19 protein-coding genes are annotated in these 20,583 nt (G+C 51.6%); 7 read left to right on the top strand and 12 right to left on the bottom strand.

What is annotated here, in order from left to right:
- Positions 1-84 precede the first annotated feature (84 nt).
- Positions 85-1,437 carry a glutathione-disulfide reductase gene (gorA, locus tag ACOZIO_RS14680; RefSeq protein ID WP_129953867.1) on the bottom strand — a complete coding sequence of 451 codons (1,353 nt, stop codon included), beginning with the start codon at positions 1,435-1,437 and terminating at the stop codon, positions 85-87.
- Between the two features lie 164 nt (positions 1,438-1,601).
- Complete coding sequence (locus ACOZIO_RS14675; RefSeq protein WP_013573521.1) at positions 1,602-2,444, bottom strand: 23S rRNA (adenine(2030)-N(6))-methyltransferase RlmJ; 843 nt, start codon at positions 2,442-2,444, stop codon at positions 1,602-1,604.
- A gap of 181 nt (positions 2,445-2,625) precedes the next feature.
- Here ACOZIO_RS14675 and prlC point away from each other — a divergent pair, with 181 nt between their 5' ends.
- Both prlC and rsmJ read left to right on the top strand, forming a co-directional pair.
- Positions 2,626-4,686: an oligopeptidase A gene (gene prlC, locus ACOZIO_RS14670; RefSeq protein ID WP_129953866.1), complete on the top strand. Its 2,061-nt coding sequence runs from the start codon at positions 2,626-2,628 to the stop codon at positions 4,684-4,686.
- A 9-nt stretch (positions 4,687-4,695) separates the two neighbouring features.
- Positions 4,696-5,442 carry a 16S rRNA (guanine(1516)-N(2))-methyltransferase RsmJ gene (gene rsmJ, locus ACOZIO_RS14665; protein WP_129953865.1) on the top strand — a complete coding sequence of 249 codons (747 nt, stop codon included), beginning with the start codon at positions 4,696-4,698 and terminating at the stop codon, positions 5,440-5,442.
- A gap of 65 nt (positions 5,443-5,507) precedes the next feature.
- Here rsmJ and ACOZIO_RS14660 read toward each other — a convergent pair whose 3' ends face one another.
- The 3 genes from ACOZIO_RS14660 to uspA form a co-directional block, all read right to left on the bottom strand.
- Positions 5,508-5,870 carry a hypothetical protein gene (locus ACOZIO_RS14660; protein WP_217219234.1) on the bottom strand — a complete coding sequence of 121 codons (363 nt, stop codon included), beginning with the start codon at positions 5,868-5,870 and terminating at the stop codon, positions 5,508-5,510.
- A gap of 11 nt (positions 5,871-5,881) precedes the next feature.
- The gene (locus tag ACOZIO_RS14655; protein WP_217138483.1) at positions 5,882-6,031 is read right to left on the bottom strand and encodes a hypothetical protein; all 150 of its coding nucleotides are present in this window, start codon (positions 6,029-6,031) and stop codon (positions 5,882-5,884) included.
- Between the two features lie 221 nt (positions 6,032-6,252).
- Positions 6,253-6,693: a universal stress protein UspA gene (uspA, locus tag ACOZIO_RS14650; RefSeq protein ID WP_014333460.1), complete on the bottom strand. Its 441-nt coding sequence runs from the start codon at positions 6,691-6,693 to the stop codon at positions 6,253-6,255.
- A 337-nt stretch (positions 6,694-7,030) separates the two neighbouring features.
- Between uspA and uspB the strand changes: the two genes are divergently transcribed.
- The gene (gene uspB, locus ACOZIO_RS14645) at positions 7,031-7,366 is read left to right on the top strand and encodes a universal stress protein UspB (RefSeq protein WP_129953863.1); all 336 of its coding nucleotides are present in this window, start codon (positions 7,031-7,033) and stop codon (positions 7,364-7,366) included.
- A 96-nt stretch (positions 7,367-7,462) separates the two neighbouring features.
- Here uspB and pitA read toward each other — a convergent pair whose 3' ends face one another.
- Positions 7,463-8,968 carry an inorganic phosphate transporter PitA gene (gene pitA, locus ACOZIO_RS14640; RefSeq protein ID WP_129953862.1) on the bottom strand — a complete coding sequence of 502 codons (1,506 nt, stop codon included), beginning with the start codon at positions 8,966-8,968 and terminating at the stop codon, positions 7,463-7,465.
- Positions 8,969-9,278: 310 nt separating this feature from the next.
- On the opposite strand from pitA, the gene ACOZIO_RS14635 reads away from it, so the two are divergent.
- Positions 9,279-10,502 carry an NAD(P)/FAD-dependent oxidoreductase gene (locus ACOZIO_RS14635; protein ID WP_421595446.1) on the top strand — a complete coding sequence of 408 codons (1,224 nt, stop codon included), beginning with the start codon at positions 9,279-9,281 and terminating at the stop codon, positions 10,500-10,502.
- Positions 10,503-10,984: 482 nt separating this feature from the next.
- On the opposite strand, the gene ACOZIO_RS14630 is transcribed toward ACOZIO_RS14635, so the two are convergent.
- Positions 10,985-11,293: a hypothetical protein gene (locus ACOZIO_RS14630; RefSeq protein WP_129953860.1), complete on the bottom strand. Its 309-nt coding sequence runs from the start codon at positions 11,291-11,293 to the stop codon at positions 10,985-10,987.
- Between the two features lie 41 nt (positions 11,294-11,334).
- Complete coding sequence (locus ACOZIO_RS14625) at positions 11,335-12,990, bottom strand: methyl-accepting chemotaxis protein (protein WP_129953859.1); 1,656 nt, start codon at positions 12,988-12,990, stop codon at positions 11,335-11,337.
- Between the two features lie 431 nt (positions 12,991-13,421).
- Between ACOZIO_RS14625 and ACOZIO_RS14620 the strand changes: the two genes are divergently transcribed.
- A complete protein-coding gene (locus ACOZIO_RS14620; RefSeq protein WP_240783470.1) occupies positions 13,422-14,588 on the top strand; it encodes a serine hydrolase domain-containing protein in 1,167 nt (388 codons plus the stop codon).
- A gap of 67 nt (positions 14,589-14,655) precedes the next feature.
- Here the strand turns inward: ACOZIO_RS14620 and ACOZIO_RS14615 are convergent, their stop codons facing one another.
- Positions 14,656-15,540: a LysR family transcriptional regulator gene (locus ACOZIO_RS14615; protein ID WP_129991483.1), complete on the bottom strand. Its 885-nt coding sequence runs from the start codon at positions 15,538-15,540 to the stop codon at positions 14,656-14,658.
- A 109-nt stretch (positions 15,541-15,649) separates the two neighbouring features.
- Between ACOZIO_RS14615 and ACOZIO_RS14610 the strand changes: the two genes are divergently transcribed.
- Positions 15,650-15,949 carry a hypothetical protein gene (locus ACOZIO_RS14610; RefSeq protein ID WP_129953856.1) on the top strand — a complete coding sequence of 100 codons (300 nt, stop codon included), beginning with the start codon at positions 15,650-15,652 and terminating at the stop codon, positions 15,947-15,949.
- Between the two features lie 298 nt (positions 15,950-16,247).
- Here the strand turns inward: ACOZIO_RS14610 and ACOZIO_RS14605 are convergent, their stop codons facing one another.
- Both ACOZIO_RS14605 and ACOZIO_RS14600 read right to left on the bottom strand, forming a co-directional pair.
- Positions 16,248-16,502, bottom strand: coding sequence for a helix-turn-helix domain-containing protein (locus ACOZIO_RS14605; RefSeq protein ID WP_129953855.1), 255 nt, complete (start codon positions 16,500-16,502; stop codon positions 16,248-16,250).
- Between the two features lie 402 nt (positions 16,503-16,904).
- A complete protein-coding gene (locus ACOZIO_RS14600) occupies positions 16,905-18,638 on the bottom strand; it encodes a lysophospholipid acyltransferase family protein (protein WP_129953854.1) in 1,734 nt (577 codons plus the stop codon).
- 199 nt (positions 18,639-18,837) lie between these two features.
- Between ACOZIO_RS14600 and ACOZIO_RS14595 the strand changes: the two genes are divergently transcribed.
- Entirely contained in the window at positions 18,838-20,058 is a 1,221-nt protein-coding gene (locus tag ACOZIO_RS14595; RefSeq protein WP_421595484.1) for an MFS transporter, read from the top strand.
- Here the strand turns inward: ACOZIO_RS14595 and ACOZIO_RS14590 are convergent.
- The gene (locus tag ACOZIO_RS14590; protein WP_129953853.1) at positions 20,055-20,564 is read right to left on the bottom strand and encodes a GNAT family N-acetyltransferase; all 510 of its coding nucleotides are present in this window, start codon (positions 20,562-20,564) and stop codon (positions 20,055-20,057) included. The two genes, ACOZIO_RS14595 and ACOZIO_RS14590, sit on opposite strands and share 4 nt — an antisense overlap.
- Positions 20,565-20,583 lie beyond the last annotated feature (19 nt).

Here is a 20,583-nt window from a genome sequence, read left to right as displayed (position 1 = left end):
GCTATAAAAAAAGGCCGGGGATCATAAGATCCTCAGCCTTTTGTTTGCCGGAGATAACACTTTTCCGGCAAGAGCATGACGCTATCAGCGCATGGTCACAAACTCTTCGGCACCGGTCGGGTGGATAGCGACGGTATTGTCGAAGTCTTTCTTGGTTGCGCCCATTTTCAGTGCGACCGCAAAGCCCTGCAACATTTCATCCATGCCATAACCGATGCCGTGGATGCCAACGATTTTCTCTTCCTTACCGACACATACCAGCTTCATGCGGCATGGCTGACGGTGTTGCGTGACGGCGGTATACATGGCGGTGAAGGCTGATTTGTAGACTTTTACGTTGTCTTCGCCGAACTGCTCTTTCGCCTGCGGTTCGGTCAGGCCCACTGTACCGATTGGCGGGTGGCTGAACACGACGGTGGCGATGTTGCTGTAATCCAGATGTTCGTCCGGCTTGTTGTTGAACAGGCGTTCTGACAGGCGACGACCGGCGGCAACAGCCACCGGGGTCAGTTCAACCGCACCGGTGTTATCACCCACGGCGTAAATGCCGTTTACGCTGGTATTCTGAAACTTATCGACGACGATGTAACCTTTATCGTTGGTTTTCACGCCAGTCGCTTTCAGGTTGAAGTTGTCAGTTTCCGGTTCGCGGCCAATCGCCCAGACCAGGCTGTCGACAACAAATTCCTGGCCATTTTCCAGCTTCAGCGTCAGGCTGCCGTCGGCATTTTTCACCACTTCTTTCGGAATGGATTCTTTATGCAGTGCCGGACCTTCGGTTTCCATCACTTCTACCAGCGTCTCGACGATCAGCGGATCGAAAGTCCGCAGCGGTGCATGTTTACGCACGAACAGATGCGTTTCGGCACCCAGTGCGTTCATCACACCGGCGATCTCCACCGCGATATACCCTGCACCGACAACCGCAACGCGTTTTGGCATTTCGGTCAGATCGAAGAAACCGTCTGAATCGATGCCGTATTCTGCACCCGGAATATCCGGATGGCTCGGACGTCCGCCGGTGGCGATCAGAATGTGATCTGCGGTGATCTGCTCACCGTTCACTTCAACGGTATGATCGTCAACGAAACGGGCAAAACCTTTGATCACATCCACGTTATTTTTGCCCAGTACGTTGTCGTACGAGGTGTGGATACGGTCGATGTAAGCGGTACGGTTGGCGACCAGCGTTTTCCAGTTGAAGCTGTTAACGGTGGTATCAAAACCGTAATCCGGGCCGTAGTTGCGGATCGCTTCTGCGATTTGCGCGGCATGCCACATGACTTTTTTCGGAACACAACCCACGTTGACGCACGTGCCGCCAAGCTCTTTAGCTTCGATCAGCGCACATTTTTTCCCATACATGGCTGCACGGTTGATTGATGCGATACCGCCGCTGCCGCCGCCAATTGCCAGATAGTCATAATGTTTGGTCATCGTTTTATCCGTAAGTTGTGAAAAATGGAGACACTGATACAGCGTCATTAATCTCAAAATTTGGCTAAGAGTTTAACGTGTTGTGGAAAAGATTGGATCAATGATTGTGATAGGTTTGATAGCCAGAACCTTTGAAAAAAGGCTCCGGCAATTTATGCAGGCTTTTACTCAGGCACAACCCAGTTAACTGTGGTGTGACCGGTACCGGAAGGCACCAGCACTTTGAGCAACCACGGCAGCACGTTGTTCATCTGCTGCTCGAGTTTCCACGGTGGGTTAATCACGATCATGCCGGAAGCGGTCATGCCGCGCTGATCGCTGTCCGGGCGCACGCCCAGCTCGATTTGCAGAATACGGCGGATGCCGGTCGCTTCGAGATCACGCAGCATTTTCTTGATTTGCTGACGCATCACCACCGGATACCACAGCGCGTAAGTGCCGGTGGCAAAACGCTTGTAGCCTTCCTGAATGCCTTTTACCACGTCCTGATAATCGGTTTTCATTTCATACGGCGGGTCCATCAGGATTAGCCCACGGCGTGAAGGCGGTGGCAACTGGGCTTTCAGTTGCTGATAACCGTCAGCGCGGGCAACGCGGGTGCGGTCATCTTTCTGAAACTCACTGCGCAACAGCGGGAAATCGCTCGGGTGCAGTTCAGTCAGATGCAGCTTGTCATCTTCGCGCAACAGCTGACGGGCAATCAGCGGCGAACCCGGGTAATAACGCAGGTTTTCATTGCGGTTGAAGTGATTGACGACCGACATATATGCCGCCAGTTCTTCAGGAATATCGTCCCGCTGCCAGATGCGCGCGATGCCTTCCAGATATTCGCCGGTGCGTTCGGCGTGCTCGCCGCTCAGCTGATAGCGCCCGGCACCCGCGTGGGTGTCGAGATAAAGGAAGGGTTTTTCTTTTTCTTTCAGAGATTCAATGATCAGGCTCTGAACGGTGTGTTTCAGTACGTCGGCATGGTTGCCTGCGTGAAAACTGTGGCGGTAACTCAACATGTGCGGCTTCTCCTGCGGCTTCGCGGCATTATCCATTAAAGACTATCCCGCCGCCACCCATTGATTTCACCGTAACTTGACCGCATGTTAGAAGTTACGTCATCTTTAAGACGACCCGAATTCACGGCGTGGTGCGCCACAGGCGCATCAGCCCCAAACGCTATTACGAAGGACTGGCCCTATGACTGAACAGCAAAATGCGTCGAATCCGCTCTTAACACCGTTCTCCCTGCCACCTTTCTCTGCGATCAAGCCCGAACATATTGTCCCTGCGATGAAATCCGCTATCGAAGAAAGCCGTCAGACGATTGAACGCGTTGTTGCCCAGGGCGCACCTTATACCTGGGAAAACCTGTGTCAGCCGCTGGCCGAAAGTGACGATCGCCTGAGCCGCATCTGGTCGCCGGTCGGGCATCTCAACGCCGTAAAAAACAGCCAGGAATTGCGTGAAGCTTACGAGCAATGTCTGCCAATTCTGTCTGAATTCAGCACCTGGACCGGGCAGCATGCCGGTTTGTATCAGGCGTATCGCGATTTAAAAGACAGCGAACATTTCAGCACACTGTCCGTGGCTCAGAAAAAAGCCATCGATAACGCGCTGCGTGATTTTGAGTTGTCCGGCATTGGCTTGCCGATGGACAAACAAAAGCGTTATGGCGAAATTTCCGCGCGCCTGTCTGAACTGGGTTCGACCTACAGTAACAATGTGCTCGATGCCACCATGGGCTGGAGCAAACTCATCACTGATGAGAATGACCTGAAAGGTCTGCCCGAAAGCGCACTGGCCGCTGCAAAAGCGTTGGCAGAATCTAAAGAGCAGGAAGGCTGGCTGTTAACACTGGATATCCCGAGCTATCTGCCGGTGATCACCTACGGCGAAAACCGTGAATTGCGTGAAGAGATGTACCGTGCGTTTGCCACCCGTGCCTCCGATCAGGGGCCGAATGCCGGTAAGTGGGACAACAGTGAGGTCATGGCCGAAGAGCTGGCGCTGCGTCACGAACTGGCCCAGTTGTTAGGTTTTGATTCGTTTGCGGATATGTCGCTTGCCACCAAAATGGCGGAAAGCCCGAAACAGGTGATCGATTTCCTGAGCGGTCTGGCAAAACGTGCGCGTCCGCAGGGCGAGCAGGAACTGGCGCAGTTGCGTGCTTTCGCCAAAGAACATTTCGGCGTGGATGAGATGGAAGCCTGGGATTTGCCGTTCTATGGCGAAAAACAGAAACAGCACCTGTTCTCCATTAACGACGAGCAGTTACGGCCTTACTTCCCTGAACAGCGTGCGCTGGAAGGGTTGTTCGAAGTGGTGAAACGTATTTACGGTATCACCGCCAAAGAGCGCAAAGATGTGGAAACCTGGCACAAAGATGTGCGTTTCTTCGATCTGTTCGATGAAACCGGCGACCTGCGCGGCAGCTTCTATCTCGATCTTTATGCCCGTGAACACAAGCGCGGTGGCGCATGGATGAACGACTGCGTGGGCAGTATGCGCAAAGCGGACGGCGAACTGCAAAAACCGGTCGCATACCTGACCTGTAACTTTAACGGTCCGGTGGGCAACAAACCGGCACTGTTTACGCACAACGAAGTCACCACGCTGTTCCATGAATTCGGTCACGGACTGCATCATATGCTGACCCGCATCGACACGCCGGGGGTTGCCGGTATTGCCGGTGTACCGTGGGATGCTGTCGAACTGCCAAGCCAGTTTATGGAAAACTGGTGCTGGGAGCCGGACGCTCTGGCGTTTATCTCCGGTCATTTTGAAACCGGCGAACCCCTGCCGAAAGAGATGCTGGATAAGATGCTGGCGGCGAAAAACTATCAGGCGGCGCTGTTTATCCTGCGTCAGCTGGAGTTCGGTCTGTTCGATTTCCGTATGCATGCAGAGTACGACCCGGCCAAAGGTGCGCAAATCCTGCAAACGCTGGCAGAAATCAAAAAACAGGTGGCCGTGGTACCGTCACCGTCGTGGGGACGTTTCCCGCACGCTTTCAGCCACATCTTTGCGGGCGGTTATGCGGCGGGTTATTACAGCTATCTGTGGGCGGAAGTGTTGTCTGCCGATGCCTATTCCCGCTTTGAAGAAGAAGGCATTTTCAACCGCGAAACCGGCCAGTCATTCCTGGATAACATTCTGTCGCGTGGCGGTTCCGAAGAGCCGATGGAGCTGTTCAAACGCTTCCGCGGGCGTGAGCCGCAGCTGGATGCTATGCTGCGCCACTACGGAATCAAAGGATAACCTCTGCCTGTGAGTGTGTGTTTACTGTGTGAAGAAGGCGCCGATGAAGGCGCCTTATCTGTTCTGGCGCAGCGCTGGGATCTGACGTCTGACCCGGATGCCGTAATGGCGCTGGTGCTGACGCCTGAACGTCTGGAATTACGCAAACGTGACGAGCCAAAACTCGGCGCGATTTATGTCGATTTTGTCGGCGGCACGATGGCGCATCGTCGCAAATTCGGCGGCGGACGCGGTGAGGCAGTAGCCAAAGCCGTCGGCATTAAAGGCAGCTATCTGCCGGATGTCGTTGACGCCACCGCAGGGCTGGGCCGTGATGCGTTTGTACTGGCGTCCCTGGGGTGTAAGGTGCGGATGCTGGAGCGCAATCCGGTAGTGGCGGCACTGCTCGATGACGGGCTGGCGCGCGGCTATCGCGATGCAGAAATCGGCCCGTGGCTGCGCGAGCGTATGACGTTGCTGCATGCCTCAAGCCTGACAGCGCTGGCTGCACTATCGCCAAAACCGGAAGTGGTGTATCTCGACCCGATGTATCCGCATAAACAGAAAAGTGCGCTGGTGAAGAAAGAGATGCGGGTATTTCAGGGATTAGTCGGCCCGGATGAAGATGCGGATGGCCTGCTGGAACCGGCACGCCGTTTAGCGACTAAACGTATTGTGGTCAAACGCCCGGACTACGCACCGCCGATGGCTGATATCGCCGCCCAGGCCGCTGTCGTGACCAAAAGTCACCGGTTTGATATCTATACGCCGTTGTAACCAAAGGCATCGCATGATTAATAAGAAACCAGAAAGCGCTGCACATACGTTCTGGTTTCTTATTTTCATGCCTGATTACGCAAATCTTCAATAAACTCAGTAACCGGCACCGTTTTTTCGCGATCCCGCTGTGCTTCGTCGATCTTGTTTAATTGGTCAATCAGGATCTTTTTCATTTCTGCTTCTGCAAAACGCGTCAGTAAATCCCTGACCATCGGCTGGTATCCAATCTGGTGATGTGCCGCGATGGTTTTCAGGTTATTCAGCAGCGATTTTTGCAACCTTATTGAGATGGCCTGAAGCTCCATCATGTCATCAAATTCAGCGGCCAGAGAAGGGTTAACTGCCTCTGCATGCTCCTCCGATGCTCCGAGTTCGCGATTATCCCACATTTCTGCATTATCCTGAGCGTCATGGCGGGTCGTCATAATATCTTCCTCTAAATTGGGAGTGTTGCTGCCAGCTTTTCGCGGGTATCCTTCAGATAATGCCCCTCGCGGTTAGCAAAGCATTCGAAGACCTCTTTCTCCACAACATTATATTTTACGAACAATTTCTCTTTCACTGCCGGTGAACACTGGATTTTCATAATACATCCTGTATGAAAACATCTTCCGTATATACCCATGCTGTTTGAATATTCTTCATAATTAACAGAGGGATGTGATTTATATATTGATAATCACCTATTCTGTATATACAGATTAATCCTTTGTTCAGGAATCGACCCGTATTCTCCAGGCAAAAAGACAAAAAAAGCCCGCAGGTGAAAACCAGCGGGCTTGTTTACAATATTAACAGCAACGCCTCTTACGCTTCTTCTTCCTCATCGCGCAATGGCACGATCAGCATGTCGATATGAACGGTGTTAATCAACTGGCGTGCTGAGGACATCAGCTTGCTCCAGAAATCCTGATGATGGCCGCACAGCACTAAGTCCACGCCATATTTGTTGATGGCATCTACCAGCACCTGCGCCAGATCACCGCTGCCGCTGAGGGTCTCCGAAATCGGATAGCCGGCATTTTGCGACAGTTCGTTCAACGCGTGATGGGTTTCTTCGGAAATACGTTTCTGCATGTCGCCCAGGTTAACGTCGATAAGACCCGTATACAGGTCTGAATAGTTCACATCAACGTGGATCAGGGACACTTTGGCGTTATACGGGCGCGCCATGGAAACGGCTTTCTCGACCAGAACTTTGCTCTCCGGCGACAGGTCCACAGCAATAAGTATGTGTTTGTAAGCCATAAGAAAACTCCTTCCATAAGTCGGTTAATAGCAATATCAGCGTCATGCGGATGTCATGACGTCAGTATAGCGCCAAAATGGTTAAATAAATCAAGCATACAGATCCCATTTCCTTATCTGAGAATCCATAGATATAAATAATATGAACAGTTTCGGATTCGTTTCCTACACTCAATAATGCAGGCGTCTCCTGCTTTGGCAATCTTCTGTGGTACGAAAAGAGGGCGGGCGAAGGTAGCCCGGGGGTGTGAAATTGCGGAAAGGCAGGGCGAAACGCCGGGTGTGTGCCAGCATGACGGGCGCATTGCGCGGTGTCAGTTCGCCTTGAGGGGGAATCATGATCAGTCCCGTTGCGCTGTTTTGGGCTTTATGTTTTGTATGTGTAGTGAATATGCTGCGCTATTACTCTTCTTTGCGCGCATTGCTGGTGGTTCTGCGGGGGTGCGATCCGCTGTTGTATCAGTACGTCGATGGCGGAGGGTTTTTTACGGCTCACGGTCAGCCTGGCAAGCAAATAAGGTTGGTACGCTATATTTATGCTCAGCGCTACGTTGAACATCACGATCCTGAGTTTATTCGCCGTTGTGAGCGGGTTCGCGGTCAGTTTATCCTGACTACGGCACTGGTCGGTTTAATATTAATCAGTATGTTAGCGATGCTGATCTGGTATTAGAAACTGAAAGAAACGTGAGGGAGGATGAGTGAATAAGGAAACAAAAAAGGCGACCTGCTGAGCAAGGTCGCCTTTTTACTGCCTGTCAGACAAGCATCAGATCAGCTTCAGGGCAATCCAGTACAGGACACCGGAAAGCACAATCGACACCGGCAGGGTTAATATCCACGCCATCGCGATGTTTTTCACGGTTTTCGACTGCACACCGCCGCCATCGACAATCATGGTGCCCGCGACGGCAGACGACAACACATGCGTGGTGGAAACTGGCATGCCGGTGTAGCTGGCTACGCCGATGGACACTGCCGCAGTAAGCTGTGCTGACAGCCCCTGTGCGTAAGTCATGCCTTTCTTACCAATCTTCTCACCGATGGTGGTCGCAACACGTTTCCAGCCAATCATGGTACCCAGTGCCAGCGCCAGCGCTACCGCGATAATGATCCAGATAGGTGCATATTCGACGGTTTGCAGAATGTCGGTTTTCAGCTCGCCGAGGAAGCGTTTATCTGCGGCGGAAGTTTCCGGCAGCTTCGCCACTTTATCCGCAGTATCAGAAACACACATCAGCAGGCGACGCATATGGCTGCGTTCGTCCGGTGACAGGTCGCTATAAGATTGCAGATTAGTCAGCAGGCTTTGCGCACGACCAATGGCGTCAAGTGCGTGGCTGCTGTCGCAGTGGAACACTTTGGGCTCGTCAGTCGGTGCGATATTAACATCAGGTGCAGGCACTATCGGTGTCAGTGCTACCACATGCGGTACGGCATCAGCATGTTGCTGATAATACTGTCCGAGGTGGGTCACGGCGTCGCGGGTACGGGTAATGTCGTAACCGGTTGCACTCATGTTCAGCACAAAACCCGCCGGAGCCACACCAATCAGAACCAGCATGATCAGGCCAATACCTTTCTGACCATCATTAGCGCCATGAGAGAAACTCACGCCGATAGCCGACAGGATCAGGCCGATACGTGTCCAGAATGGCGGCTTTTTCTTGCCATCTTTCTTTTCCCGTTCAGCAGGGGTCAGGTGGATACGTGCATGTTTCTTGTTGCCACTCCAGTAACGGCGCAGCAGGAAAATCATGGTACCTGCCATAATCATCCCGACCAGCGGGGAGACGATCAGTGAGGCAAAAATACCGATCATTTTGGGGATGTTTAACGCATCGACCACAGAGGTGTGAGTCATTAATGCATTGGTCAGCCCTACGCCAATGATGGCGCCGATCAGGGTATGGGAACTGGACGCCGGCAGGCCGAAATACCAGGTGCCAAGGTTCCAGATGATCGCCGCCAGTAACATAGAAAACACCATGGCAAGGCCATGAGCAGAACCCACGTTGAGCAGCAAATCAGTTGGCAGTAAATGAACGATGGCATAAGCCACACTCAAACCACCGAGCAGGACGCCAAAGAAGTTAAATACCCCTGCCATCACGACCGCTAATTGCGAACGCATTGCCCGGGTATAGATGACGGTTGCCACTGCGTTGGCCGTATCATGGAAGCCGTTAATGGCTTCATAGAACAGAACAAACAGTAACGCGAGAATCAATAACGAACCGGTATGAATATCCAATCCGGCAAATAGATGCAGCATAATTGTTACGCCAGTTAGTGGTCATGAACGCCGCGCATTATCTGCGAGAACAGGGGGAGGGGAAAAGGAAAATATGACATTTTTTTGACTAAAAACAGTCCAATATCTACCCTGGATTTGGTTAAGTTTTTATTTATCAAAAAGTTATTCCTCCTTTGGTGATTGAAACATTTACTTACGACGTTCAGGAAACGGTCTGTTGGCTGGTTTAACAGGCGCCTGTCCCTTACAATCCGCGGCTCAACGCCCCGGTAAACAGGGCGAACCTTATGTAAAACGTAGTTGAATTTCCGTAAAAGAGAGGCCGAAAGTGGAACAGGTTGATGTGGTAGTCATTGGTGCAGGTGCGGCAGGCATGTTCTGCGCGGCGCAGGCCGGACAAGGTGGCTGCCGGGTTCTGCTGCTGGATAACGGCAAAAAAACCGGACGCAAAATTTTGATGTCAGGCGGCGGACGCTGCAATTTCACCAACCTTTATGCTGAACCCGCTGCCTATCTTTCCGAAAATCCGCATTTTTGTAAATCCGCGCTGGCGCGTTACACCCAGTGGGATTTCATCGATATGGTCAACCGTTACGGCATCGCCTGGCACGAGAAAACCCTCGGGCAGTTGTTCTGCGACGACTCGGCACAGCAAATCGTCAGCATGCTCGATAAAGAATGCGGGCTGGGCAATGTCGATGTACGCCTGCGCAGCGAGATTTCCGATGTGCAGAAAACCGAAAATGGCTTTGTCATCAAGGTGAATGGCTCCACTGTAAGCACTCACTCACTTGTTATTGCCAGCGGCGGGCTTTCCATGCCGGGGCTGGGCGCGACACCCTTCGGTTACCGTCTGGCGGAACAGTTTGGCCTGAAAGTGCTGCCGACCCGCGCCGGTCTGGTGCCGTTTACCCTGCACAAACCGCTGCTCGATCATTTGCAGACGCTTTCCGGCGTGTCAGTGCCTGCGGTTCTGACTGCGCAAGACGGCACGGTTTTCCGTGAAAGCATTCTTTTCACCCATCGTGGCATGTCCGGTCCGGCAGTTTTACAGCTTTCGAGCTACTGGCAGCCGGGTGAGTTTGTGAGCGTTAACTTACTTCCTGATGTTGATCTGGCGGCGTTTCTGAATACGCAGCGTCAGGAACACCCGAATCAGAGCCTGAAAAATACGCTGGCGATGCAACTGCCGAAACGTCTGGTGGAGTGCCTGCAAACGCTGGGTCAGTTGCCGGACGTCACGCTGAAACAGCTGAATGTGCCGCAGCAGGCGGAACTGGTTGAACAACTGCAAAACTGGCAGGTTCAGCCCAACGGCACCGAAGGTTACCGCACGGCAGAAGTGACGCTTGGCGGCGTCGATACCAAAGAGTTGTCGTCCAAAACCATGGCCGCCGCTAAGGTGCCGGGCTTGTATTTTATCGGTGAAGTAGTGGATGTCACCGGCTGGCTGGGTGGATATAACTTCCAGTGGGCGTGGAGTTCGGCGTGGGCCTGTGCGCAGGATCTGGTGGTGTTTTGCAATAATAAAAATGGTGATCTGAATAAATAGTTGGTGATCTCACCTGCATTTGAGACATTAAAGTTCGTGATCCAGAGCACCTCGACAAAAAATCTAATTTTGATGTCAAACAGGAAAATCTCCCCCCTCAAAAGCAGAAAAACACGACATAGGGTAGTGGTCGCCACTGACCGACAGATCCTATGTCGTGTTTAGCGAGCGGTTCACGCCGGTGAGCAAGGCCGCTGGGTTGCATAAGCAGGCTAGCGGCTTGCCGCGTTTATCTGTCCAGATGTTTTAATGCCACCTGTGGGCGGTATTGTTTTTATTACGGGATAATCACAGCGGGTTTGTGAGGTTGGGCAGTCTACGCGTAAAACCCAATAATACGAACCACAAGAAACCCCGCCACCCTTTCTGAGGTAGCGGGGTCAGCTAAAACGTACTTTTAGGATACGGTCACTTTGAACTCATAGTCTCCTGTCGTGAACGGCAGCCTGACTGGCGTTTTGGAGTCCCCCGGTAACACCTTCTCAGGACAAAAAACCTTTCAAATTTTCCAGCATATTGGTCATCATGCCGAAGGCCATATTTACGCTGTGAATGCTGTAATACAGCGTAATATCATTGCGCATCAGGTAGGTTTCAAAACGCTTATCTGCCAGCACCGCCTGAACTTCCAGACTGCGATCGCGGAAATGTCGGCAGTTATTAATGTACAAATCCAGTGAACGGTATTCTCCCGTAGCAAGCTGATTCACCAGCACCGCCATCTGTTCGAAGCTCTCGATCAGCGCCCTGTGTTTTTCCAGATGGCCGGCATGCTCCTGAAGATTTTCCATAATGACGTTCTCCCGGTAACGAGACGACGGCAAAAGCCTGATCAGAAGCTTTGCCAGTCGGACTCATTTGTGGAGTGCGCACCCGGCTTTTCCGTGCGTGGAAGGGCGGCTAGTGCCCGCGCCGGTTTTGCCCGGGACTGATGCTGAGCCGTGGCGTCGCTGAGACGGAATTCGCCGACCAGTCTCGCCAGGCCGTCAGCCTGATCCTGCAACGAGCGCGAGGCTGAAGAGGCTTCCTCTACCAGCGCGGCGTTCTGCTGAGTCACGTCATCCATCTGATTGACCGCCTGATGTACCTGAGAAATCCCCTGACTCTGTTCTGTTGCCGCAGCGGCAATCTCGTTGACCAAATCAGTCACCTGACGGATGGCATTACCCATGGAGTTCATGTTCTCGCCGACATCGCCCGCCTGATGGGCACCGGCTTCGATCAGGCTGTAGGAAAGGTCGATCAGTTCTTTTATCTCACGCGCGGCGGTGGTCGAACGTTGAGAAAGATTTCTGACCTCTCCTGCAACAACAGCAAAGCCTTTACCGTGCTCACCGGCACGTGCCGCTTCCACGGCGGCATTTAACGCCAGAATATTGGTCTGGAAGGCGATGCCCTCGATAAGCGTGATGATCTCAGTGACTTTGCGTGAACTGCTGCGGATATCACCCATCGTACCCAGCATCGTCTCAAGTGATGATGCACTTTTCTCCGACAGTGCATTCATGTTACCCGCCAGCTGGCTGGCCTGACGCGTGTTGTCAGCCGTCTGGCGAACCGTCTCGCTCAGCTCGGTCATGCTGGCGGCCGTTTGTTCCAGAGAAGCTGCTTGCTGCTCGGTGCGCGAGGAGAGGTCTTCGTTACCGGCCGCGATTTGTGCCGAGGCGCTGCTGACGGACTGGGAAGCCGCGCTCACAGACAGCAGCGCTCCGGATACGCGTTGCATCAGGCTATTGAACGCGCGGGCCATATTGCCCACTTCATCATGACGGCTGTCATCGGCGCTTACGGTCAGATCCAGCCGCTCGCTGGCGACGGCCATAATCCCGCCGATGTCCAGCAGGCTTTTTCGTACCCGACGGATGGTGGCCAGTGCGAAGGATCCCAACAGCAGAATAATGATCGTCACGCTGCCGCCCATTCCCCACAATGTGGTGTTGAAAATGCTGTGGTTGATGGCCCGCAGCCCCTCACCGATGTTGATATTTAAGGTAAGCTGTTTGCGATAATCGGCGATGAGCTGACGGATAGCCCCGCCGATACTGTCGTCGCCCTCAATCATTGCCAGAGTGACATCGTCCTGATGCGCTCGTGAAGAGGTCAGAAAGGCGGGAAGTTTCTCTTCCACTTTACGAATATTGTCAAAAGCCACGTGTGTCAGCCTTTCATCTTCAGCATCTGAGATGTTGTGCTGCAGATAATAATCCGTCAGCGTTTTTAGCCCGGCAATCTGCTGCTGAATGCGGGTTTCTACTTCAGGCATTTTACCGTTATCGGTCTGGCTCTGATGTTTATAGAGGGTGAGAGAAAGCTTATTGCTTTGATCAATAAGATTATTGAGATCCTTAATTGAAGGGATCGTATTGACCTGAACATATTCAAACCGGTCCTGGAAACCCGAAATCAACATGATTGCGACGACGCCCATTGAGATAAGGGCCGCAGAAAGCAGCGAGAACGTCAGTAAAAGACGTTGTGTGATGTTCATATTTTCCCCTGATTTTAAAAGTCCCGCCTTCAGGAAAAAGACAGGATGTGAATCACGGTTATCGGCAAAAATTGCGTTAACGTTAATTAAACCGATCTAATTCAATAATTTACGTTAATAAAATGTTCATAAATAATGTTGCGAATGATTTTTTATGCATCTAAAGAGATTTTTCATTCTCATTGGATCGGTTTTTGAATCATTTCCGACGGATCAGGAAGGTTGTTAAAAAGAACATCAGGAACACGGCAATTTCTCATTGAAAAGCGCGAGGAAATAACACAGTCTGCGACCTGCCCGCGCCCATCCGGCATGTCTCTTTCTCTGTCACAAGGTCACCTGATGTTTATTCATAATTGCCACCGTGCTATTTATCTTTATAAATCAATAAAATGAAAAGAATCACGGGACGATTTTCGGGCTTAAGTATCATGCTTCCACTGCTTCTGACAGCGTGCGGCACACTTTCCGATATGCAGGTTGAAGAAAATCCGCATGAAGTGAAGCAGCTGGCCTGTAGCCAAAATCTTGACGACATGGTGGATACCGTAGCCCGGCGGTACCTGCACAAAGAAAAATCCAGCGGCATGGCGATCGGGATCATCAGAAATAACGGCGCGGCCAGAACCTGGGGCTATGGTTATACCAACGCGGTGAACGGTTACAGGATTGATGGCGAAACCCTGTTTGCACTCGGTTCGGTCAGTAAAGGTGTGACGGGAGAAGTGGTGGCGGGGCTGGTCGATAAAGGACAGCTCAAGTGGGATGACAAACTGGTGGATCTCCTGCCAAAAAATACCCCGCTGAGCGAGGACGCCAAAAAAATCACCCTGTTGCAACTGGCGACGCACACTTCGGGTTTGCCCCGTCAGAACATGACCAAAGATATGCTGGAAAGTTTCCTTAAGTATTTATATACCGGCGACAATTTCTATCATGAGCTGGACAGCGATGCCGTGGTCGATGACCTGTCGTCTTTTAAAAGGCCGTTATTACGTCAGCCACAATATTCTAATTTAGGCTATGCACTGCTCGGTTATATTTTGAAATTAAAAACCGGTGAAGATATTCAGCAATTATCTTATACCTTTATTTTTGATTCCTTAAAAATGGGTAACACCAGTTTTTATGCCAGCCAGTTAAAAACCTATCCGTACCGCGCGATTGGTCATGCAGGGGATCAGCCTAAACTTATCCGCCGTGGCGACGTGGTGCCTGACTGGCATTTCTCGAACAATATGGTGGCGGCGGCCAGCCTTTACAGTAATGCTGATGATTTGCTGAAATATTTGCGGGCGCATATTGATGATTCACAATCTGCGGCTCTCAGTGCCGCTATTCAGACCACGGAAAAGATTTATTTCCAGAGAGAAATGGAAGCCGCTAACATCGCCTGGGTCACAGATTATAAAGATGGACAGATTATTACTTATCAGGTCGGCTATATCGGTGGGTATTCCAGTTATATTGGCTTCGATAAAAAGCATAAAAATGCGGTAGTGGTTCTACAAAATTCCTTCAACTGGAGCAATTATGTCGGCCATGATTTGTTACTGAAAATGGCAATGGCGGACGATTTCAAAGGCCGTTGCCGGTGATGGAAGAGACGTTGAAATAACAAAGAATCCCTTCCGTTTTTGCGCGCAAGGGTGAGTTTTCCCGCTTCTACAGTTTCAGTAAATCAATTATATGCAGCAGTCGTTCGTCATTTTTTGCCTTGCTATGAATATAGGCATAAACATCCATCGTATCTTTTTCCATCCAGGGTATAGCAACCGTTTGCAAATTAAAATAGTGCGGAATATGTTTCAGCAGGAACTCCGGGAAGAACATAACAAAGTCGCTTTTCTCTATGCAATGCAGCATATTAAGCAATGAATTTGAGCGGTAACGGATATTTCGCTGATGGAAATTTGCATATAATTTCTCCGGCAGATAGGCGTGTGTTTCAGCAGAACTGAGTACGGCATGCTCTTCTTTCATCCACTGTTCCAGGCTTAAATTTTCTTTAATCCGCGGATGTCCCTGACGGCATAAGCCAATAATTTTTGATTGTGCGATACGGGTAGAAATAAACGAGTGGTTATGCTTTATGGCCGAGCCAATATCAATATCCACCTCCCGTGAGACCAGTGCGGTGAGTCGTTGTTCTTCAAGCATGATCCGGTTATTAAACGTGAAATTAATACCTTCCCGCAATTTATTATTTTTTAGCAGTTTATCCATCAGGAAATATTCAACCATAGTATTAGTTCTGATGATAACATCAGCAACCTCAGGATAATTTTTGCCGCTTATCATCACAGAGTTCGCAATGTCTTCGTCAATTTTCTTGAAATTCGGATATAGCTGATTGGCAACGGGCGTCGCTTTAAGCCCTCTGGAGGATTTGATGAATAACGGATCGTTATAGTAATCACGCAATTTGTTTAATGCATAGGTCAGCGTTGGGGAAGAAAGCCCCAGTGCTTTCGCCGATTTACTCATGCTTTTGGTTTCATAAACCAGGACCAGAGTTTTGATCAAATTATAGTCAAATTTATTGCTCACAAGAGTATTATCATCCTTTTAATCAAATACATGATGTAGGTCACAAAATATTTCAAATCACGATTTTTAAAAATTTCTATTGTGTATGAACTCAGAGGGCGGCCTAATAATGGCATTCACTGAACAGAGCAGAAAAGGTTTTATGAAAGTCCTTACTGATAACGCCTCATTTGAAAAATGGTTTATAAAAGATTATTTAAATATTAATAACGATCCCCTGAATTCCTCTATCTTTACTGATGAGGAATTGGCATGTGTTCTTTCTGAAGCCGCGCCCAGATCATTTCCATGCCTGGTATTGGTTGACTCCCACAACGTTATTGGTGGTGCTGACCCGCTACGTTATATTTATAAACAAGAATTAAGGCTAATGCAAAAATTGCTCGAGGGGAATGGAGTTTCCTGCTAGAAAAACGTCTGCGTCATTGTAAAAAATAATTAAATATCCCCTGTGAATAAAAATTAATTATTTATTGATTCGATGGATGTATTAAACGGCAGGGGGTGTTGCACGAAAATGCCTCCCCGGTGCCGGGGAGGCATACGATACTGGCGGTTTTAAGCCGGCTTCCGAAAGGGGAATTACGCTTTCTGCATCTCCTGATGCACCGCAATATAACGCTCAAACTTCGCCGGTTTCGCAAAGTTCGGAGTCTTGTTTATACAGCGCCGGAATGCCGCTCCCGACTATTTAATGACTTCATTTTTTATTTTCTGAGCACTTTCCTGATCTCTGCGCCTCTGTGATCATAATATCGGCTCGGCCAGATTTGCGCAGGCACCAGGCCAAGTGCTTCTGCAATCAATAATTCGCCTTTCGGCCATGGGCGGGAAAGTGCGTTGGACAGTGTAGAGGAAGATAAACCTGCGGCGCGTGAAACGGCGGCAAGTGTGGTGCCTTTTTTACGTAGCCCGGCGATGATATCGGCGGAATGCCAATCTTCATATTGGTAGGTTTTCATTGCACACCTCCCCAAATGTTCGGGCTCGTTGAGCAATCGGGGAACGGTAGAAAGGTAGGATTATGAGAAACATGTTTCATGTTGCTTGTCCAAGTTAAGCAGTGATTACTACCCCTAAGAAGAGCTGCAATACTCTTTTGGGTGGTAGCCCAGACGGAGATTGCAGTACCGGCTTGGACCCCGGTCTGACCGAAGTCAGCCCCGCCTGAGCCACCATAGAACATCAGATAATTTCCGACGGATGTGACAAGGCTGCAACAGAGGATAGCTATATATTATCGCACTGTTGTTTTCCAAGCCGGGCTGCAATTCCCGGACTGCGGATGTGCCGCAGCCCGGGAATAATACAGTAACGACTGATCGCCTGCCAAACATCAAATCAAGAAGTTGCGTGATGCCTTCCTATAAATTTTCATGCATTGCATGCGTTTCATTTATCTGATGCACCGCAATATAACGCTCAAACTTCGCCGGTTTTAGCTGGCTGAGATCTACCAGCACTAACCCGTCGATACAGTTATTGAATTCAGGATCGCTGCCGAAATCAATGAACTGCACGCCGCCGGTTTCGCAAAGTTCGGAATATTGTTTATACAACGCCGGAATGCTGCAGCCGAGATTTGCCAGCAGGCGTTTCAGGCGTTGCAAATCTTCCTGATAATCATCGCCGCAAAACTGGGCTAACACGTCGGGCAACGACGCCGGATAGGGGCGCCGGGATGTCGCCAGCGGTAAGGCCGGAGAGAAATACAGGCGGTAAAACGCGACCAGTAAATCACGGGCGGGCAGCGGCATCCCGCCGGAAATCGATACCGGTCCGAACAGGTAGCGTGTCTGCGGATATTTCGCCAGATACGCCCCGATACCGAGCCACAGATAATCCAGCCCGCGTTTACCCCAGTAGGCGGGCTGAATAAAGCTGCGCCCGAGTTCGATACCCTGCGCCAGAATCGGGTCCATCTGATGGCCGTACTGAAACAGGCTCTGGCTGTAGATCCCGTTCAGTCCTTTGCTGGCGACTTGTTCTGCGGTCGGGATAAACCGGTATGCGCCGACAATTTCCAGCGCCTGCGGATCCCATAAAACCAGATGATAGTAATCGTCATCGTAGCCGTCGAGATCACGACGGCGTCCGCTGCCTTCGCCAACGGCGCGGAACGCAATTTCGCGTAAGCGCCCCAGCTCGCGCAAAATCGGCACAGTGTCTTCACCGTGGCGGCGATACAGGTAAATCATTTTGCCATCCGGCGTTTTGCCCAACACTTCGCTGGCTTCCAGGGCGTGTTTCAAGACTGCACGGTCTTCCGCGCGGGCAATCGACGTCTCGGTATGGAACAAACCCGGTTTGCCGGCGCCGAGGCGGTAAAGATGTTTACGAAAACGCGCCGCCAGATCGCCCGCCTGCATTTGTCCGTCGTGCCAGCTGGTATAAGGAATGCGCGCCCCGATTTTAAGCGTCAGGCTATTGCCACGCTGACCAAACATTTCATGCACCAGTAAAAGCGTACTGAACGGGCGGTAAATCATGGAGCTGATATAAAACAGCATGCTGTTACTGCCGCTGATATGCACCGGTACGACCGGCGCACGGGCTTTGGCGGCGAGGCGGATAAAACCGGTGTGCCATTTTCCGTCGCGCACACCTTTCGAACTCATGCGCGAGACTTCGCCCGCCGGGAAGACAATCAGCACGCCCTGATTTTCCAGATGTTCCTGCATCTGAGTGACCTGATTGCGCCGTGTGCGGTTGCCCATATTATCCACCGGGATCATCAGGCTGCCGAGTGAGGACACCAGTGACAGCAACTGATTTGCCACCACTTTGACATCCGGACGCACCGACGCCACCGCATGCAATATCGCCAGTCCATCCAGCGTGCCAATCGGATGATTCGCCACGATAACCACCGGGCCGTAGCTCGGGATCTGCTCCCGGTCGCGCTCTGTCAGTTCACAGCGGATATTAAAATGCTCAAGCACCTGCTCGGCCATATCAATGCCTTTCAGGTGCGGATACTGATCGGCAAAACGGTGGAATTCTTTTTCGCGGAACAGGATTTTTAACAGACGGCGTTGCCAGGAAGGGGTTTTATGCTGCGGGTCGAGATCCTGAAACAGGGTATCCATGCTGAACATAGGATGTCCTCCGGTTGAAGTCTACCGACCATAATCAGCGCGCATGACAGTGATGTGTCACTTTGATGGCAGTACCGGGAAGCCTGAGTAAAACAGCGGTTCAATTTGTTGCGAAAGGACGCTATTACTAATAAAGTCAAATATTCCTTTACGGCTTCGTAACATGCCTGAACCCTCTTTTCGTGAGATGCAAATTTCCATGCCTGACGCTGCTTCGCCTGATTTAACGGCCACCCATCCGGCAAAGACCACGCTGCGAATTCTCTCCATTCTGGTATTTAATTTTGCCAATTATCTGACCATCGGCCTGCCGCTGGCGATCCTGCCGGGTTATGTGCACGAGCATCTCGGTTACAGCGCCTTCTGGGCGGGACTGGTGATCAGCCTGCAATATTTCGCGACGTTGCTGAGCCGTCCGTATGCCGGGCGTTATGCGGATAAAGTCGGGCCAAAAAGGGTGGTGATGTTCGGGCTGAGCGGCTGTCTGCTCAGCGGCGTGTGCTATCTGCTGGCGCTGGGATTTGACGCCGCGCCGGCGGTCAGTCTGGCGTTATTATGTCTCGGCCGCGTGATGTTGGGTGTCGGACAAAGTTTTGCCGGAACCGGTTCAACATTGTGGGGGATCAGCGTGGTCGGCTCCCTGCATATCGGCAAAGTGATTTCATGGAGCGGAGTGGTGACGTACGGCGCGATGGCGATTGGCGCCCCGCTTGGCGTACTGATTTTCAGTTTCGGCGGCCTGACACTGTTGTCGGTGTGCATCATGCTGGTGGCGCTGACGGCACTGGTCACCGCGTGGCGCAAGCCGCCGGTGGTCGCGAAAGCCTCAACGCAAATCCCGTTCCGGCAGGTGCTGGGGAAAATATTGCCTTATGGCATGATGCTGGCGCTGGCCTCGACCGGGTTTGGCGTGATTGCCACCTTTATCACCCTGTTTTACGCCGTGAAAGGTTGGCCGGGCGCAGCGTTTTCCCTGACATTTTTCAGTGTGGCGTTTGTCGGTATGCGGCTGTTATTACCCAACAGTATCAACCGTTTTGGCGGATTACGCGTAGCGCTGGTGTGTTTTGTGGTGGAAATTATCGGGCTGATGATGGTGTTTCTCGCCCCGACAGCGTGGGCAGCGATGGCCGGTGCTTTCATTACCGGCGTAGGCTTTTCGCTGGTGTATCCGGCGCTGGGCGTGGTGGCAGTCAAAAAGTTGCCGCCGGAAAATCAGGGCAGCGCACTGGCGACTTATTCGGCATTTCTTGATTTATCACTGGGGATTACCGGCCCGCTGGCCGGAATGCTGATGGCACAGGCCGGGATTGATGCGATTTATCCTGGCTCGGCGTTACTGGTGCTGATGGCAATGGCGCTGGTAGTGCGGTTGCTGTTACGTCAGCCCGCACATGAAACCAGCGCCTCTGCCGGTTAAGCCGGCTGCGGGATGCGGCGGATGCGGCCCATGTGCAGCGTATCCACCAGCTCGCCGTCGCGCATTGCGTAGCTCGGGCTAAGGCCTTCCACGCTGAAACCGAACTTTTTATACAGCCCGATTGCGGCATCATTATCGGCATAAACTGTCAGCTCGACGCGGATCACGTGCAGCCATTTGTCACACAACTCAAGGGCGGCGGCAATCAGCTTGCTGCCGACGCCTCTTCCCTGAAATTGTGTATCCACACCAATGCCGAAAGTTGCCACATGGCGGCGGCGCCAGGGCTGCTCGACCATCAGGGTGAGGTTGCCCACCAGTTTGCCGTCGATGCACGCCACCAGCGCAAACCGACCCGGTGTGGCATTAGCAAGCCTGTCTGCCCATAGCGTGGCAGATGGATAAGGGAGTTGTAGCGTGTCGCTGTAAACAGGAACCTGAGCGTATAGGTGATGAAGCGCCTCTGCATCTGCGGCTTCAGCGTGACGAATGACTATTTCGCTCATGGCGACACTCCTCTTATGG

This window comes from Rahnella sp. PD4 (assembly GCF_049199325.1).
GTDB lineage: Bacteria > Pseudomonadota > Gammaproteobacteria > Enterobacterales > Enterobacteriaceae > Rahnella > Rahnella perminowiae.
This window is presented reverse-complemented; position numbering and strand designations above follow the sequence as displayed.

Excerpts from the sequence above, each read along its gene's own strand:
- ACOZIO_RS14590 (WP_129953853.1), bottom strand. The coding sequence starts at position 20,564 with ATGAGCGAAATAGTCATTCGTCACGCTGAAGCCGCAGATGCAGAGGCG.
- ACOZIO_RS14675 (WP_013573521.1), bottom strand. The coding sequence starts at position 2,444 with ATGTTGAGTTACCGCCACAGTTTTCACGCAGGCAACCATGCCGACGTA.
- ACOZIO_RS14655 (WP_217138483.1), bottom strand. The coding sequence starts at position 6,031 with ATGAAAATCCAGTGTTCACCGGCAGTGAAAGAGAAATTGTTCGTAAAA.
- ACOZIO_RS14600 (WP_129953854.1), bottom strand. The coding sequence starts at position 18,638 with ATGTTCAGCATGGATACCCTGTTTCAGGATCTCGACCCGCAGCATAAA.
- uspA (WP_014333460.1), bottom strand. The coding sequence starts at position 6,693 with ATGGCTTACAAACACATACTTATTGCTGTGGACCTGTCGCCGGAGAGC.
- ACOZIO_RS14595 (WP_421595484.1), top strand. The coding sequence starts at position 18,838 with ATGCCTGACGCTGCTTCGCCTGATTTAACGGCCACCCATCCGGCAAAG.
- gorA (WP_129953867.1), bottom strand. The coding sequence starts at position 1,437 with ATGACCAAACATTATGACTATCTGGCAATTGGCGGCGGCAGCGGCGGT.
- ACOZIO_RS14605 (WP_129953855.1), bottom strand. The coding sequence starts at position 16,502 with ATGAAAACCTACCAATATGAAGATTGGCATTCCGCCGATATCATCGCC.
- uspB (WP_129953863.1), top strand. The coding sequence starts at position 7,031 with ATGATCAGTCCCGTTGCGCTGTTTTGGGCTTTATGTTTTGTATGTGTA.
- prlC (WP_129953866.1), top strand. The coding sequence starts at position 2,626 with ATGACTGAACAGCAAAATGCGTCGAATCCGCTCTTAACACCGTTCTCC.
- ACOZIO_RS14660 (WP_217219234.1), bottom strand. The coding sequence starts at position 5,870 with ATGACGACCCGCCATGACGCTCAGGATAATGCAGAAATGTGGGATAAT.
- ACOZIO_RS14620 (WP_240783470.1), top strand. The coding sequence starts at position 13,422 with ATGCTTCCACTGCTTCTGACAGCGTGCGGCACACTTTCCGATATGCAG.
- ACOZIO_RS14625 (WP_129953859.1), bottom strand. The coding sequence starts at position 12,990 with ATGAACATCACACAACGTCTTTTACTGACGTTCTCGCTGCTTTCTGCG.
- ACOZIO_RS14630 (WP_129953860.1), bottom strand. The coding sequence starts at position 11,293 with ATGGAAAATCTTCAGGAGCATGCCGGCCATCTGGAAAAACACAGGGCG.
- ACOZIO_RS14610 (WP_129953856.1), top strand. The coding sequence starts at position 15,650 with ATGGCATTCACTGAACAGAGCAGAAAAGGTTTTATGAAAGTCCTTACT.
- pitA (WP_129953862.1), bottom strand. The coding sequence starts at position 8,968 with ATGCTGCATCTATTTGCCGGATTGGATATTCATACCGGTTCGTTATTG.